The sequence below is a fragment of the Streptomyces sp. NPDC024632 genome, from assembly GCF_055559175.1.
Genome location: NZ_JBVHLD010000035.1, coordinates 1 through 15,496, shown reverse-complemented (window position 1 = coordinate 15,496; position 15,496 = coordinate 1). Strand labels below are relative to the sequence as shown.

The 15,496-nt window shown below is 70.7% G+C and carries 11 protein-coding genes and 1 rRNA gene; 9 read left to right on the top strand and 3 right to left on the bottom strand.

What is annotated here, in order from left to right:
* Positions 1-88, top strand: a 5S ribosomal RNA gene (gene rrf / locus ACZ37P_RS38255); the annotation flags it as partial.
* A gap of 67 nt (positions 89-155) precedes the next feature.
* Here the strand turns inward: rrf and ACZ37P_RS38250 are convergent.
* Complete coding sequence (locus ACZ37P_RS38250; protein WP_467351103.1) at positions 156-1,676, bottom strand: hypothetical protein; 1,521 nt, start codon at positions 1,674-1,676, stop codon at positions 156-158.
* 95 nt (positions 1,677-1,771) lie between these two features.
* Between ACZ37P_RS38250 and mtnA the strand changes: the two genes are divergently transcribed.
* The 7 genes from mtnA to ACZ37P_RS38215 all read left to right on the top strand — a co-directional run bounded on the left by mtnA (position 1,772) and on the right by ACZ37P_RS38215 (position 10,237).
* Positions 1,772-2,869 (top strand): S-methyl-5-thioribose-1-phosphate isomerase, encoded by a 1,098-nt coding sequence (gene mtnA, locus ACZ37P_RS38245; RefSeq protein ID WP_355342899.1) that lies wholly within the window; start codon positions 1,772-1,774, stop codon positions 2,867-2,869.
* 96 nt (positions 2,870-2,965) lie between these two features.
* Positions 2,966-3,655: an MtrAB system response regulator MtrA gene (gene mtrA, locus ACZ37P_RS38240; RefSeq protein ID WP_188283097.1), complete on the top strand. Its 690-nt coding sequence runs from the start codon at positions 2,966-2,968 to the stop codon at positions 3,653-3,655.
* Between the two features lies 1 nt (position 3,656).
* A complete protein-coding gene (mtrB, locus tag ACZ37P_RS38235; RefSeq protein ID WP_401304979.1) occupies positions 3,657-5,597 on the top strand; it encodes an MtrAB system histidine kinase MtrB in 1,941 nt (646 codons plus the stop codon).
* The gene (locus ACZ37P_RS38230) at positions 5,597-7,423 is read left to right on the top strand and encodes an LpqB family beta-propeller domain-containing protein (protein ID WP_401304977.1); all 1,827 of its coding nucleotides are present in this window, start codon (positions 5,597-5,599) and stop codon (positions 7,421-7,423) included. Before mtrB ends, ACZ37P_RS38230 begins: the two co-directional genes overlap by 1 nt.
* 100 nt (positions 7,424-7,523) lie before the next feature.
* Complete coding sequence (locus ACZ37P_RS38225; protein WP_467351099.1) at positions 7,524-8,240, top strand: ComF family protein; 717 nt, start codon at positions 7,524-7,526, stop codon at positions 8,238-8,240.
* Between the two features lie 279 nt (positions 8,241-8,519).
* Positions 8,520-9,206 carry a ribosome hibernation-promoting factor, HPF/YfiA family gene (gene hpf / locus ACZ37P_RS38220; protein WP_355342907.1) on the top strand — a complete coding sequence of 229 codons (687 nt, stop codon included), beginning with the start codon at positions 8,520-8,522 and terminating at the stop codon, positions 9,204-9,206.
* Between the two features lie 290 nt (positions 9,207-9,496).
* Entirely contained in the window at positions 9,497-10,237 is a 741-nt protein-coding gene (locus tag ACZ37P_RS38215) for a response regulator (RefSeq protein WP_391052557.1), read from the top strand.
* 127 nt (positions 10,238-10,364) lie between these two features.
* On the opposite strand, the gene ACZ37P_RS38210 is transcribed toward ACZ37P_RS38215, so the two are convergent.
* Together ACZ37P_RS38210 and ACZ37P_RS38205 are read right to left on the bottom strand one after the other, a co-directional pair.
* The gene (locus tag ACZ37P_RS38210) at positions 10,365-11,552 is read right to left on the bottom strand and encodes a winged helix-turn-helix domain-containing protein (RefSeq protein WP_467351097.1); all 1,188 of its coding nucleotides are present in this window, start codon (positions 11,550-11,552) and stop codon (positions 10,365-10,367) included.
* Between the two features lie 159 nt (positions 11,553-11,711).
* Positions 11,712-12,317 carry a GNAT family N-acetyltransferase gene (locus tag ACZ37P_RS38205; protein WP_355342913.1) on the bottom strand — a complete coding sequence of 202 codons (606 nt, stop codon included), beginning with the start codon at positions 12,315-12,317 and terminating at the stop codon, positions 11,712-11,714.
* 218 nt (positions 12,318-12,535) lie between these two features.
* Here ACZ37P_RS38205 and secA point away from each other — a divergent pair, with 218 nt between their 5' ends.
* Positions 12,536-15,346, top strand: coding sequence for a preprotein translocase subunit SecA (gene secA, locus ACZ37P_RS38200; protein ID WP_355342916.1), 2,811 nt, complete (start codon positions 12,536-12,538; stop codon positions 15,344-15,346).
* The last annotated feature ends 150 nt before the right edge of the window (positions 15,347-15,496 follow it).

Genomic DNA, 15,496 nt, shown 5'->3' with positions numbered 1-15,496 from the left:
CGGTTACATTCCGAACCCGGAAGCTAAGCCTTTCAGCGCCGATGGTACTGCAGGGGGGACCCTGTGGGAGAGTAGGACACCGCCGAACAATCTTTGTAAAAGGCCCCGGCCCCCGAGTTTCGACTCGGGGGCCGGGGCCTTTCTGCGTTCCCTGGTCAGTCGGTGGTGACGGCGACGCTCGCAGCCGCGTTCGCGTCCGCATCGGTATTCGCGGCCCGCAGCAGCTCGATGTCGAGAGCCTCACGGCGGATGCGCTGGTCCATGTACAGCAGCGTGGTGACGCCGGCGCTGATCGGCAGGCTGAGCGTCGCGGCGATGGCGGCGCCGATTCCGCTGATGCCGAGGAACGCCCAGCCCGGGTTGGTGTCGCCGGAGAGGAAGGAGCCGAGGCTCTCACCGGTGATGCCACGAGCGATGAACATGAACGGCGTCTGGATGATGGCCGAGGCGATGTAGCAGAGGATCGCCGCGAGCGCCTGGACGCCGAGGACGCGCCACCAGGAGTTGCGTACCAGCTTCGCCGAGCGCTTCATCGCCGAGACGATGTCCTGCTTCTCGAGCATGAGGGCCGGTGCCGCCAGGCTCCACTGGATCATGAGCCAGAGCACGACGACGGAGGCGCCGATCAGGCCGAGGGAGGCGAGGGCGGCGCCGCCGCTCTCCGCACCCGCCAGGGCGATCAGTGCGCCGGGCAGGACGGCGCCCGCCAGGATTCCGGCGATGGCCAGCGGGATCAGCAGCGCGAGCCCGACCAGTTGGGGCAGTCGCGGGCGGGCTTCCCGCCACACCTGGGCGGCCGTGACCGGGCGGCCGAGCACGGCGCGGCTGGTGGCCATGGCGACCATCGCGGTCGCGGTGATCGTGCCGATGAGCATGACCAGAATGGTCAGGCCCGAGCTGGCGAAGGCACCGCTGACGGCGTGCATGATGTCGCCGACGCTCGGGTTGGGGTTGTCCCTGAGGTTCTCCAACCGGGTGTCGTTGCTGAGGAAGAAGCCGTCGACCACCACGGCAAGGCCCTGGGTGACCACGGCGATGGCCAGGGTGAAGCCGAGGATCGCGCGCCAGTGCCGCCGCAGTACGGCCAGGGAACCGTCGAGGATCTCGCCCGCGCCGAGCGGGCGCAGCGGGATGACGCCGGGCTTGGGCGCCGCGGGCCTGCTCCAGGGGCCCTGCTGCTGCCAGCCGCCGCCGGGGCCGCCGCCCGGTGCTGTGTTGCCCCAGCGCGGGCCTGAGGGGCCGGGGTGGCCGCCTTGCGGCGGTTGCGGGGGCGACCACCGGGCCCAGCCGGCGCCGGGCGCCTGACCCGTACCCGTACCCGTACCCGTACCGGAGGATCCGGCGGGGGGCGGGCCTGGGGCCGGTACGGTCGGGGGCCGGGTGTCGTGGGGGGTGTGCTGCCACTGCCCCGCGGGCGGCTGTTGGGCGGACCAGCCGCCGGGCGGCGGTGGCGTCGTGTCACCGGCGTCGGCCGTAGCGGGCCGGTCTCCCGTACCGGGAGCGGTTGCGTCGCCGGAGTCGTCACCGGAGCTGTTGTCAGGACCGGCCGCGGACGTATCTGTTGACGTGTCCACGGGGGTGTCTTTCTGTGGTGCGGAGGAAGCGGGGCTGTCGCCGTCTTCCGGCTCGGAGGAGTCGGAGGATCCGGGCGAGGCCCAGCCCGGAGTGTTGGTCATCGGAGGCTGCCCCTTCACGTGGTGCTCGCTGTGGTACTGGCCGCCATCGTGCCATGGGCTGCCTTGGACCGGGCCGGGCAGGGCAGACTGGACGGATGGGTGATCAATACGTGCGACCTGTGACCGATGAGGCCGACGGTGCTTCCCGTACCATCCCCGCGCTGCGGTGGGAGGAACCCCCCGAGGGACCCGTGCTCGTGCTGCTCGACCAGACCCGACTTCCGCAGGAGGAGGTCGAGTTGGTGTGCACGGACGTGCAGGCGCTGGTTCAGGCGATACGTTCCCTCGCCGTGCGGGGCGCGCCGCTGCTCGGGCTCGCGGGGGCGTACGGCATCGCGTTGGCGGCGGCGCGCGGCTACGACGTGAACGAGGCCGCCGACCTGCTGGCGCACGCGCGGCCTACGGCCGTCAACCTCGGGTACGGGGTGCGCCGTGCGGTGACCGCTTTCCACGCGGCGCCTCCGCACCAGGGCGCCGCCTTCGCGTTGGCCGAGGCGCGGGCGCTGCACGAGGAGGACGCGGCGGCGAGCCGGGCGATGGCGGAGTACGGGGAGCGGCTGCTCGCAGAGTTGGTGCCGGGCGGGGGCTACCGGATTCTGACGCACTGCAACACCGGGGCCCTGGTCTCGGGCGGTGAGGGCACCGCGCTCGGTGTGGTCCTCGCGGCGCACAGGGCCGGGGAGTTGAGGCGTCTGTGGGTCGACGAGACCCGTCCTCTTCTTCAGGGCGCGCGGTTGACGGCGTACGAGGCGGCGCGGGCCGGGATGCCGTACACGCTGCTCGCCGACAGCGCGGCCGGGTCGCTGTTCACGGCGGGGGAGGTGGACGCGGTGCTGATCGGCGCGGACCGGATCGCGGCGGACGGCTCCACGGCGAACAAGGTCGGCAGCTATCCCCTCGCGGTCCTCGCCCGCTACCACCATGTGCCGTTCATCGTCGTGGCGCCGACGACCTCGGTGGATCTGAGCACGCCGGACGGCGCCGCGATCGAGGTGGAGCAGCGGGCCGGCAGCGAGGTGACCGACCTCGCGCCGTCACCGCTGGGCACTCAGGCCTACAATCCGGCCTTCGATGTGACGCCGCCGGAGCTGATTACTGCGATCATCACGGAGAACGGTGTGGTTTCGCCGGTCACCACAGAAGCTCTCGTAACTGTGTGTAATCACGAGACTCCCCGGGCAGGCTCTGACTAGGGGAGATCGGGCAGCGCATCTACGGCCATCGGCGGACAATGGTCGCGTAGCGTGACCTCGATCACCAAAGGTCACCGGTAACGATATGCAAATGGGATGATGGTCGGTATGAAGGGACGTGTGCTGGTCGTCGATGACGACACCGCGCTGTCAGAGATGCTTGGCATCGTGCTGCGCGGAGAGGGTTTCGAGCCGTCGTTCTGCGCTGACGGTGACAAGGCCCTGGCTGCTTTTCGGGAGTCCAAGCCGGATCTGGTGCTCCTTGACCTCATGCTGCCCGGACGGGACGGCATCGACGTATGCCGTCAGATCCGGGCGGAGTCCGGGGTGCCGATCGTGATGCTCACGGCGAAGAGCGACACCGTGGATGTGGTGGTGGGGCTCGAGTCGGGGGCTGACGACTATGTGATCAAGCCGTTCAAGCCGAAGGAGCTGGTGGCGAGGGTCAGGGCGCGACTGCGGAGGGCGGAGGAGCCGACTCCTGAGCAGCTCGCCATCGGCGATCTGGTGATCGACGTGGCGGGGCACTCGGTGAAGCGGGACGGGCAGCCGATCGCGCTGACGCCGTTGGAGTTCGACCTGCTGGTGGCGCTGGCCCGCAAGCCGTGGCAGGTGTTCACGCGTGAGGTGCTGCTCGAGCAGGTCTGGGGCTATCGGCACGCGGCGGACACCCGGCTGGTGAACGTCCATGTGCAGCGGCTGCGGTCCAAGGTGGAGCAGGACCCGGAGCGCCCGGAGATCGTGGTGACCGTCCGCGGTGTCGGTTACAAGGCGGGACCGGGCTGACATGTGCGCGTCGTACGAGCGGGAGCGGCTGGAGAGCCGGCTCGCGGACCCCATGCGGGGTCTCGCGCCGGTTTTCCGCTCGTTCGTGCGCTGGGCACGGCGACCGTTGCAGCCGGCGGTCCGGCTGTGGCGGCGCAATCTGCAACTGCGGGTGGTCGCCTTCACGCTGCTGATGTCGGTCGGCGTGGTGCTGCTGCTGGGCTTCGTCGTGATCGGGCAGGTCAAGAACGGCCTGCTCGACGCGAAGGAGAAGGCGGCTGAGAATCAGGCCACCACCGGCTTCTCCATCGCCCAGCAGCAGGCGAACAGGAGCCAGACGCAGGACGCCACCGGGGTCGGCTCGCAGAATCAGGCCGAGGATTCGGGCGCCTGGCTGACGACGCTGGTCCAGCAGTTCGCCAGCGGTGGCAACGGGGTGTACTGGATCGCCACGCTCAGCCCGGGCGCCGACGACGCGCGCTTCGGCGAGGGTGTCGTCAACGCGCACGGGCCGCGCAGCTCCGGCAGCCTGCTGCCGCAGGCGAGCATCCCCAAGTCGCTCAGCGACGCCGTCGAGTCCCACACCGGGGCGCTGAAGCAGTACACGACGGTGGTGACGGACGACGGGAAGGCGCCGCAGCCCGCGCTGGCCATCGGCAAGCGGCTCACGGACATCAACGGGAAGACGTACCAGCTCTACTACCTCTTCCCGTTCGGCCAGGAGGCCAAGACGCTCGGCCTGGTCAAGGGCACGCTGGCGACGGCGGGCATCTTCGTGGTGGTGCTGCTCGGCGCCATCGCCTGGCTGGTGACCCGGCAGGTCGTCACGCCGGTACGGATGGCGGCCGGGATCGCGGAGCGGCTCGCGGCGGGCCGATTGCAGGAACGTATGCAGGTCTCGGGTGAGGACGACATCGCGCGCCTCGGCGAGTCCTTCAACAAGATGGCGCAGAACCTCCAGGTCAAGATCCAGCAGTTGGAGGACCTGTCGAGGATGCAGCGCCGCTTCGTCTCCGACGTCTCGCACGAGCTGCGCACCCCGCTGACGACCGTACGGATGGCGGCGGACGTCATCCATGACGCGCGGACCGAATTCGATCCGGTGACCGCGCGCTCCGCCGAACTGTTGCAGAACCAGCTGGACCGTTTCGAGTCGCTGCTGTCCGACCTGCTGGAGATCAGCAGATTCGACGCGGGCGCGGCGGAGCTGGCCGCCGAGCCGATAGACCTGCGCGAGGTCGTACGGCGGGTGGTGGACGCCGCGGAGCCGCTGGCCGAGCGCAAGGGCAGCCACGTGGCGATACGCGGCGACGCGCAGCCGGTGATAGCCGAGGTCGACCCTCGCCGGGTGGAGCGCGTGCTGCGCAATCTGGTCGTCAACGCGATCGAGCACGGCGACGGCCGGGACGTGGTGGTACGGCTGGCCACGGCCGACGGCGCGGTGGCCGTCGCGGTGCGGGACTACGGCGTCGGGCTGAAGCCCGGCGAGGCGACGCGGGTGTTCAACCGCTTCTGGCGAGCCGATCCGGCGCGGGCGCGTACCACCGGCGGGACGGGCCTCGGCCTGTCCATCGCGGTGGAGGACGCCCGGCTTCACGGCGGCTGGCTCCAGGCGTGGGGCGAGCCGGGCGGCGGGTCGCAGTTCCGGATGACGCTGCCGCGGACCGCCGGCGAGAGCCTGCGCGGGTCGCCGATACCGCTGGAGCCGGACGATTCGCGGCGCAACCGCGGGCTGAATTCCTCGGGGCTGCCGGTCCGTGCCGCGACGGGGTCCGTGCCGGTGCCGCGGACCGCGGGCCCGGCCGGGCCGGGGCACCACGGGCAGCCGGGCTCGCAGATACCGCAGATTCCCCAGCGGCCGCCCGCGGTGCCGCGGTCGCCGTCGGCCGATCCCGCGGCGTTCCCCGGCAGCGGTGCGCGGGTCGTGGGACGGATGGACTCGGTCCGGGAGGACGACAGCTGATGGGTGCGCTGGGGGGCAGGGGACGCCTGCTGCGGAGCTGGCCGGGTGTGGTGTGCGCGGCGTTGTTGCTGGCCGGGTGCGCGGCGATACCCAGCAGCGGTGAGGTGCGCAAGGTCGGCGACGGACAGCACGCCGACGTGGACGCGCAGGTGCGGGTCTTCCCGTCGGCGCCGCACAAGGGCGAAAGCGCCTCCGACATCGTCAACGGCTTCATGGAGGCCACCACCAGCGGCGAGGCGGACTTCGAGACCGCGAAGAAGTACCTGTCCAAGGAGCTGGCCGGACACTGGGACCCCACCGCGAAGATCACCGTGCTCACCGGCACGACCCAGCCCCGGGAGGAGCCGGGCACGAGTCGCAAGGACTACGTGATGGTCGACCTGGCGGGCAAGAAGACGGCCGTCGTCGACGCCAAGCACGCCTACCGGCCGGACGAGGGCAACTTCGACACCTCGTTCCACCTGGTCAAGGAGAACAACGAGTGGCGGATCGACAGTCTTGAAGACGGCCTGGTGATCTCCGATCTGGACTTCAACCGGATATATCACCTGGTCAACATGTACTACTTCGCGGCGCTGGGCCCGGACGCGCATCGCTCGGGGAACGCCGACAAGACCCTGGTCGCCGACCCGGTCTACCTGCGCAAGCAGAGCGACTCGCTGGTGTCCACGGTCTCCGCGCTGCTGACCGGCCCCACGAACTGGCTGGCGCCCGTGGTCGAGACCGCGGCGCCCGAGGGCGCCCGGCTCTACGACAAGGCGCCCGACCACGGGGTGACGCTCGACGACTCCCAGCACCTCAGGGTGCGGCTCGACGCGCCCGCGCAGCGGTTCGCGGGGGAGCGCTGCGTGAAGCTGGCGGCGCAGCTCTTCACCACGGTGCAGGGCCAGGCCGCGCCCAAGGTGGACGCCGTCGACATCTCGGCGTCGGACGGCAGGACGGTCTGCTCGCTGCCCAAGGAACAGACGCTGGCGTTCAGCACGCAGAATCTGGTCGGCTCCTCGGACCACCAGTACTACATCGGGGCGCAGCCGCACCGGCTGCTGGAGGTGCCCTCGGACGGCGCCTCGACCACGGGTACGCCGGTGGCCGGGCCGTTCGGCGGGGCGAAGGCGGACCTGGAGTCGGTCGCGGTGCGCCGGGACGAGCAGATGGCCGCCGGAGTGAAGGGCGAGGGACGCCAACTGGTCACCGCCGGCCTGGACGCGGACGCCCAGCTCAGCGAGCCCGTGCTGACCAGCAAGGCGAAGGACGGTCTGAGCGCGCCGAGCTGGGACGGGCTCGACTACCTGTGGGTCGCCGACCGCGATCCGGGCGACCCCCGCGTGGTGGCGCTGCGCGACGGCGGCGGGCAGCCGATCCCGGTCTCCGTCAGCGGCCTGACCGGCCGTGTGGACGCGCTGCGGGTCGCCTCGGACGGCGTGCGGATCGCGCTGCTCGTCCGGCAGCCCAACGGGCTGGGTAAGTTGCAGCTCGGGCGGATCGAGCGGGGTGGTACGCAGGCGCATCCGACGTTCGCGGTGACGAATCTGCGCACGCTGACCCCCGCGGCCGACGGCGTCAGCTCGGTCTCCTGGGCGGGGCCGAGCCGCCTGGTGGCGCTCGACAGCGAATCCGAGGGCGTGCAGCAGATCAAGTACATCAGCACCGACGGCTCCCCGAAGCTGGCCTTCGAGGGAATCAGTCAGGCATCGGTGGTGGCGGCCTCCGAGGACGTCTCGCGGGCGCTGCTGGCCTCGTACAACCAGAGCGTCTACCGGCTGCCGCCGGACTCCACGGGCAAGCGGGTCGAGCCGAAGGGCGACAGCCCGGTCTACCCCGGCTGAGAAAACCACCGTCAGCCTCCTGAGCTGCGAAATCGTGGAGTTATCCACAGGTTGGGAGGGGGGCTGGCGGCGGGCGCCGAAACGGGGCAGAGTGGACGTCATGCGGGGCTGGTGGCAGGAGATCACCGGGCTGGTCCTGCCGGTGGACTGCGCCGGGTGCGGGCGTCCGCGTACGGAGCTGTGCGAGCGGTGCCGGGTGCTGATCGGTGGGGCGGCCGAATCGGTGCCGGTGCGGCGCGTGCGTCCGACGCCGGAGCCGCCGGGGCTGCCGCCGGTCTACGCGGCCGGGCGATACGGGGACGAAGTGCGGGCCGTGGTCCTGGCGCACAAGGAGCGGGGTGCGCTGGGTCTGGCCGGACCGCTGGGCACGGCGCTGGCGGCGGCCGTGCGGCGGGTCGGCGTCCCCGGGACGGTCCTGCTGGTGCCGGTGCCCTCGGCACGGCGTGCGGTGGCGCGACGCGGCCACGACGCCACGGCCCGCATCGCCCGTGCGGCGGCCCGGGAGCTGCGCCGGGGCGGCGTACCCGCCAGGGCGGTGGCCGCGTTGCGCCAGCGGCGGCCGGTGGCGGACCAGTCCGGTCTCGGCGCGGCCGGGCGTCCGGCGAATCTGGCGGGCGCGGTGGCGGCGGCCGGCGGGTCGGCGGAGCTGCTGTCGGTGGCACCGGTCGTGCTGGTGGACGACCTGATGACCACCGGAGCCTCACTGACCGTAGCGGCGCGGGCGGTGACGGCGGCCGGGGGCCGGGTCGCCGGGGCGGCGGTCGTGGCTGGTCCGCACGATCCGGAACTCCACTCGGATGCGCGTCGTTGCAGGTAGTAGCGACGCATATTCACTCGGAAGGGGGTATGGCGTCGCTGAGGATGCCGACCTCCACACTCCGGGACTATGTTCGGGGGATAGGGAAGTGAACACCATGGGGTGTTGATCTTCTCAGTGGGGCAGGAGGAGGTGAAAGCCGCAGCTTCGTGGTCCCCGGTCAGCCCCGGGAGGCGAAGCGGCAGCCAACGCAGCGCCGGACGGGACTGGTACCCGAGCTGGCCTCAGCGAAAGGGATCGCCTCCGGTAGCCCGGGGCGATCCGGGAACGGAGTTCTGCGTGGACATCGTCGTCAAGGGCCGCAAGACCGAGGTGCCTGAGCGGTTCCGGAAGCACGTGGCCGAGAAGCTGGACAAGATCCAGAAGCTCGACGGCAAGGTGATCAGCCTCGACGTCGAGGTGTCCAAGGAGCTCAACCCCCGGCAGGCGGACCACGCCGACCGGGTGGAGATCACGCTCAACACCCGGGGCCCGGTCGTCCGGGCCGAGGCCGCGGCGGCCGACCCGTACGCGGCGCTGGACATCGCGGTGTCGAAGCTGGAGGCGCGGCTGCGCAAGGCCGCGAGCAAGCGCCACACCCGTCGTGGGAACGGCCGGATCCCGGCGGCCGAGGTGGCCGCGACCGTGCCGGACGCGGCGACCATCAACGGGGACGGGGAGCTGGCCGTCGACCGGCCGAGCACGGACAGTGTGCCCACCACGAGGTTCGGTCCGCTGGAGGTGCACGGCGAGGGCCCGCTGGTGGTGCGCGAGAAGACCCACGCGGCCACGCCGATGGCACTCGACCAGGCGCTCTACGAGATGGAGTTGGTCGGGCACGACTTCTATCTGTTCGTGGACAGCGAGACCAAGCAGCCGAGTGTCGTCTATCGCAGGCACGGTTACGACTACGGCGTGATTCATCTGAACTCGGACGAGAGCACCGTGGAAGAACCGGCGGGCGCGGGCGGCGTACTGCGCCGCTAGCGGCCACGCCCGAGGGCGTGTCCGCGAAGTCGCGTCGTCCGCCCGGAGGGCGGGGCTGGCGGTGTCTGGTGCGTGCGATCGCAAGGCGGAGGGTCGTCCTCATAGTGGGCCTATTCGGATGAGCCCGACAACGCAGCTAGCGTGCGTGCCAGGCGCCGCCAGTCAGACGAGACTTCGCGGACAGGCCCTAGGGCTGCAACCGGTGCCCCCGGGCCGTCCCGGGGGCACCACCGTGCCTGGACGTGAAATGCTGGACCAGTGGTCAACTCTGGTCTGAGGGGGAGGATCTGATGCCGGAGAGCTTTGAGCGCGGAACCACCGGCGAGCGTGGTCAGATCCCGTACGAGGAACCTGCCGGTCCGGCGCGTGCGGAGCCCATCCGGGTGCTGGTGGTCGACGACCACGCGCTCTTCCGGCGGGGCCTGGAGATCGTGCTCGCGCAGGAGGAGGACATCCAGGTCATCGGTGAGGCGGGGGACGGCGCGGAGGCGGTCGACAAGGCCGCCGACCTGTTGCCGGACATCGTGCTGATGGATGTGCGGATGCCCCGGCGCGGCGGGATCGAGGCGTGCACCTCGATCAAGGAGGTCGCGCCCAGCGCCAAGATCATCATGCTGACGATAAGCGACGAGGAAGCCGACCTCTACGAGGCGATCAAGGCCGGTGCCACCGGCTATCTCCTCAAGGAGATCTCCACCGACGAGGTGGCGACGGCGATCCGCGCGGTGGCGGACGGACAGTCGCAGATCAGTCCGTCGATGGCGTCGAAGCTGCTGACCGAGTTCAAGTCGATGATCCAGCGGACCGACGAGCGGCGGCTGCTGCCCGCGCCCAAGCTCACCGACCGGGAGCTGGAGGTGCTGAAGCTGGTCGCCACCGGGCTGAACAACCGGGACATCGCCAAGGAACTCTTCATCAGCGAGAACACGGTGAAGAACCACGTCCGCAACATCCTGGAGAAGCTTCAGCTCCACTCCCGGATGGAGGCCGTGGTCTACGCGATGCGCGAGAAGATCCTGGAGATCCGCTAGGGCCTGTCCCGCGCCGGGCCTCGCGGCCACCACGTGCTGGGCATTGCCGGGTCCGGGCGCGCCCCCGGGCCGCCCGGACCCGGCGCCGCCCGGACCCACCACCTCGGCCCCGCGGGGCCGTACCCGCTCAGCGGCGGTCGTGGGTCAGCTTCAGCGCCGCCTCCAGCGGCTCGCGCAGCGGCTCCGGCAGCACCCGCTCCACCCGCGCCTCCTCGCAGCCCACCCAGCCCGCCGCCTGCGCGATGGCGTCGGCCGCGGGCTGCACGGCCTTCGGGCCGTCGAGCGTGACCTGCCGGGCCACCAGCGTCTTCCCCTCGCGCGCCGGGTCGACGCGGCCGACCAGCCGCCCGCTCGCGAGCAGCGGCATCGCGAAGTAGCCGTGGATCCGCTTGGGCTTGGGGGTGTACGCCTCCAGCCGGTGCGTGAAGCCGAAGATCCGCTCGGTGCGCGGCCGGTCCCAGATCAGGGAGTCGAACGGCGACAGCAGCGTCGTGCGGTGCCTGCCGCGCGGCTCGCTCGCCAGCGCCGCCGGATCGGCCCAGGCGGGCTTGCCCCAGCCCTCGACCTCGACCGGCACCAGACCGGTCGAGTCGATCACCGACATCACCTGCTCGCCCTTGAGCCGGTGGTAGTCCGCGAGGTCCGCGCGGGTGGCCACCCCCATCGCCGCGCCCGCCTGGACGACCAGCCGCCGTACGCACTCGGTGTCGTCCAGGTCGTCGTGGAGCAGCGCGTCGGGCACGGCACGCTCGGCCAGGTCGTAGATCCGCTTCCAGCCGCGCCGCCGGGTGCAGACCACCTCACCGGTGTCGAGCAGCCACTCCACCGCGATCTTGGTCTCCGACCAGTCCCACCACGGTCCGCCGTTCTTCGCGCCGCCGAGCTGCGTCGAATTCAGCGGCCCCTCGGCCTTGAGCTGGTCCAGGACGGCGGCGCACGAGCGCTCGGCGTCCTCCAGGACGTGCCAGCGGTGACCGCGGGCCCGCCGCGCCCTGCGCCGGAAGGCGAAGTGCGGCCACTCCTCGATGGGCAGGACGCAGGCCGCGTGCGACCAGTACTCGAAGGCGTGGTCGCCCGACCAGTACGCCTCCTCGACCTCCTCGCGGCCGACCGCGCCCAGCCGCGCGTACGGAATCAGTTCGTGCGAGCGGGCCAGTACCGAGATGGTGTCGAGCTGCACCGCGCCCAGCGAGCGCAGCACCCCGCGCGTCCCGGCCCGCCGGTCGGGAGCACCGAGGAAGCCCTGCGCCCGCAAGGCGAGCCTGCGTGCTTCGTCGGCGGACAGGGTGAGCTGAGGAGGCGGCAGCGGTGTCATGCCGGACAGCGTAGGACCGCCCACTGACAAGCCCCGCTGACCTGCGTCAACCTCGCGCGGCCGGCGGCCCCCCGCTCCGTACGGAAACCCCTCGGGCCCCGCGCCCACCCCCCCGTGACGAAGGAGCCTCAAGCGCCCGCCCCTCGTGACGAAGGAGCCTCAGGCCCCCGCGCCCGGCGGATACGGCTCGTACGGCGTCTTGCCCTCGCGGTCCCAGTCCGTCGGCAGCAGGGAACCGCTCCAGGCGTCGCGGCGGGTGCCCGCGTAAAGGATCTTGGAGCGGACGGTGCCCTCCATGACGAAGCCGATGGAACGGGCGACGGCGCGCGAGCCGTCGTTGCCCGCCTCCGCGTACCACTCGATCCGCTCGACGCCGAGAGCGTCGAAGGCCCAGGCGCAGACCGCGCGCCCCGCCTCGGCGGTGTAGCCCTTGCGGCGCTGCTCCCTCGCCGTCCAGTAGCCCAGCTCCGCCTGCCGCTCGGGCCCGGTCAGACCGGAGGCGCCGAACCGCAGCAGGCCCATGGAGCTGACGAGCGCGCCGCTGTCGGCGGTGAAGACGCCGAAGTTATACATGGTGTCGTCGCGCCAGCCCTCGGGGCAGATGCGGCCGACGAAGTCCGCCGCGTTCTCGTGGGTGTACGGCGAGGGCACCGCCGTCCAGCGCGGAATATCGGGATCCTGGCAGGCCACATAGAGCGCCTCGGCGTCGTCCGGGGTCAGCGGACGCAGCAGCAGACGCTCGGTGGTGAGGGTGATCGGCTCCATGGACGCAGTATTGAGGAGAGCCAACGGCTGTGGAAAACCGTTTTGGCACCTCGGGGCCTCCCGGCCCGCTGGTCTCCTCGCTTACGATGGCCGTTGCAGCGGGGCCATCGGCGGACAGCCACTGGCAGAAAGCCATCGGCAGACATCGGCAGATCAAACCCCGCTGTGCCGGGTGCGGGCCAACCGCGCCAGGCCCGACCGGCAAGGAGCCAGCCTACGTGTCCGTCTTCAACAAGCTCATGCGTGCAGGCGAAGGCAAGATCCTGCGCAAACTGCACCGCATCGCGGACCAGGTCAATTCCATCGAAGAGGACTTCGTCAACCTCACCGATGCCGAGCTGCGGGCCCTCACCGACGAGTACAAGGAGCGGTACGCCGAGGGCGAGTCCCTCGACGACCTGCTGCCCGAGGCGTTCGCCACCGTCCGTGAGGCCGCCAAGCGCGTGCTCGGACAGCGTCACTACGACGTCCAGCTCATGGGCGGTGCCGCCCTGCACCTCGGGTATGTCGCCGAGATGCGCACCGGCGAGGGCAAGACCCTGGTCGGCACCCTGCCCGCGTATCTGAACGGGATCTCCGGCAAGGGCGTCCACCTCATCACGGTCAACGACTACCTCGCCGAGCGCGACTCGGAGTGGATGGGCCGCGTCCACAAATTCCTCGGCCTCGAGGTCGGCTGCATCCTGGCGAACATGTCGCCCGCCGAGCGCCGCGCCATGTACGCCTGCGACATCACCTACGGCACCAACAACGAATTCGGCTTCGACTACCTGCGCGACAACATGGCGTGGTCGAAGGACGAGCTGGTGCAGCGCGGCCACAACTTCGCGATCGTCGACGAGGTCGACTCGATCCTGGTGGACGAGGCCCGTACGCCGCTGATCATCTCCGGCCCGGCCGACCAGGCCACCAAGTGGTACAGCGACTTCGCCCGTCTGGTGAAGCGGCTCAACCGCGGCGAGGCGAGCAGCCTCGGCAAGGAGGAGACCGGTGACTACGACGTGGACGAGAAGAAGCGCACCGTCGCCATCCACGAGAGCGGCGTCACCAAGGTCGAGGACTGGCTGGGCATCGACAACCTCTACGAGTCGGTGAACACCCCGCTGGTCGGCTACCTGAACAACGCGATCAAGGCCAAGGAGCTGTACAAGAACGACAAGGACTACGTCGTCATGGACGGCGAAGTCATGATCGTCGACGAGCACACCGGCCGTATCCTCGCGGGCCGCCGCTACAACGAGGGCATGCACCAGGCGATCGAGGCGAAGGAAGGGGTGGACATCAAGGACGAGAACCAGACGCTCGCCACGATCACCCTCCAGAACTTCTTCCGCCTGTACGACAAGCTCTGCGGCATGACCGGTACGGCGATGACCGAGGCCGCCGAGTTCCACCAGATCTACAAGCTCGGCGTCGTCCCGATCCCGACCAACCGCGCGCTGGCCCGGATGGACAAGCCCGACCTGATCTACCGCACGGAAGAGGCGAAGTTCGCCGCCGTGGTCGAGGACATCGTCGAGAAGCACGAGAAGGGCCAGCCGGTCCTGGTCGGCACCGTCTCCGTCGAGAAGTCCGAGTACCTGTCGGCGCAGCTCTCCAAGCGCGGCGTGCCGCACGAGGTGCTCAACGCCAAGCAGCACGACCGTGAGGCGTCGATCGTCGCGCAGGCGGGCCGCAAGGGCGCCGTGACCGTGGCCACCAACATGGCCGGCCGCGGCACCGACATCAAGCTCGGCGGCAACCCCGACGACCTCGCCGAGGCGGAGCTGCGGCAACGCGGCCTCGACCCGGTCGAGCACGTCGAGGAGTGGGCGGCGGCGCTGCCCGACGCCCTGGAGCGTGCCGAGCAGGCCGTCAAGGCCGAGCACGAGGAGGTCGTCGACCTCGGCGGGCTCTACGTGCTGGGCACCGAGCGGCACGAGTCGCGCCGGATCGACAACCAGCTCCGCGGCCGGTCCGGCCGTCAGGGCGACCCCGGCGAGTCCCGCTTCTACCTCTCGCTCGGCGACGACCTCATGCGGCTGTTCAAGGCGCAGATGGTCGAGCGCGTCATGGCGATGGCCAATGTGCCGGACGACGTGCCGATCGAGAACAAGATGGTCACCCGCGCCATCGCGTCGGCCCAGTCGCAGGTCGAGCAGCAGAACTTCGAGATCCGCAAGAACGTCCTGAAGTACGACGAGGTGCTCAACCGGCAGCGCGAGGTCATCTACGGCGAGCGCCGCCGCGTCCTGGAGGGCGAGGACCTGCACGAGCAGGTGCAGCACTTCATGGACGACACCATCGACGCGTACATCGACGCGGAGACCAAGGAAGGCTTCGCCGAGGACTGGGACCTGGACCGGCTGTGGGGCGCCTTCAAGCAGCTCTACCCGGTGAAGGTCACCATCGAGGAGCTGGAGGACGCGGCGGGCGACCGGGCCGGGATCACCGCCGAGTTCATCGCGGAGTCCGTCAAGGACGACATCCACGAGCAGTACGCGGAGCGCGAGAAGAGCCTGTCCGAGGACATCATGCGCGAGCTGGAGCGCCGCGTGGTGCTGTCGGTGCTCGACCGCAAGTGGCGTGAGCACCTGTACGAGATGGACTACCTCCAGGAGGGCATCGGGCTGCGCGCGATGGCGCAGCGCGACCCGCTGGTGGAGTACCAGCGCGAGGGCTTCGACATGTTCGGCGCCATGATGGACGGCATCAAGGAGGAGTCCGTCGGCTACCTGTTCAACCTGGAGGTCCAGGTCGAGCAGCAGGTCGAGGAGGTCCCGGTGGACGCCGCCGTCAGCGACGCCCCGCAGGACGCGGCGCCTTCGCTGACCAAGGACGCCAGGCCGGAGATCCGCGCCAAGGGCCTCGACGCCCCCAAGCGCGCCGACCGGCTGCACTTCTCCGCGCCGTCCGTGGACGGCGAGGGCGGTGTGGTCGAGGGCGACTTCGCGGGTGTCGACGCCGCCGACGGCGGTTCCGCCGAGGAGGGCCAGACGCGCGCCGAGCGCCGCAAGGCCGCCAAGGGCGGGCGCCGCCGCAAGAAGTAACGCCTACGGGCGGGCTCGACCGGACACGGCCGCGGGGGGGGGGGGGGGGGGGGGGGGGGGGGGGGGGGGGGGGGGGGGGGGGGGGGGCGGGGAGGGGGGGGGGGGGGGACGCAACACGCCAGGAAGACTTGTTGCGTTTGGGGTATTTAT

Bases quoted from the DNA above. Each gene is read 5' to 3' on its own strand.
- ACZ37P_RS38250 (WP_467351103.1), bottom strand. From the start codon at position 1,676: ATGACCAACACTCCGGGCTGGGCCTCGCCCGGATCCTCCGACTCCTCC.
- ACZ37P_RS38210 (WP_467351097.1), bottom strand. From the start codon at position 11,552: ATGACACCGCTGCCGCCTCCTCAGCTCACCCTGTCCGCCGACGAAGCA.
- ACZ37P_RS38225 (WP_467351099.1), top strand. From the start codon at position 7,524: ATGCGGGGCTGGTGGCAGGAGATCACCGGGCTGGTCCTGCCGGTGGAC.
- mtrB (WP_401304979.1), top strand. From the start codon at position 3,657: ATGTGCGCGTCGTACGAGCGGGAGCGGCTGGAGAGCCGGCTCGCGGAC.
- mtnA (WP_355342899.1), top strand. From the start codon at position 1,772: ATGGGTGATCAATACGTGCGACCTGTGACCGATGAGGCCGACGGTGCT.
- ACZ37P_RS38215 (WP_391052557.1), top strand. From the start codon at position 9,497: ATGCCGGAGAGCTTTGAGCGCGGAACCACCGGCGAGCGTGGTCAGATC.
- ACZ37P_RS38205 (WP_355342913.1), bottom strand. From the start codon at position 12,317: ATGGAGCCGATCACCCTCACCACCGAGCGTCTGCTGCTGCGTCCGCTG.
- mtrA (WP_188283097.1), top strand. From the start codon at position 2,966: ATGATGGTCGGTATGAAGGGACGTGTGCTGGTCGTCGATGACGACACC.
- ACZ37P_RS38230 (WP_401304977.1), top strand. From the start codon at position 5,597: ATGGGTGCGCTGGGGGGCAGGGGACGCCTGCTGCGGAGCTGGCCGGGT.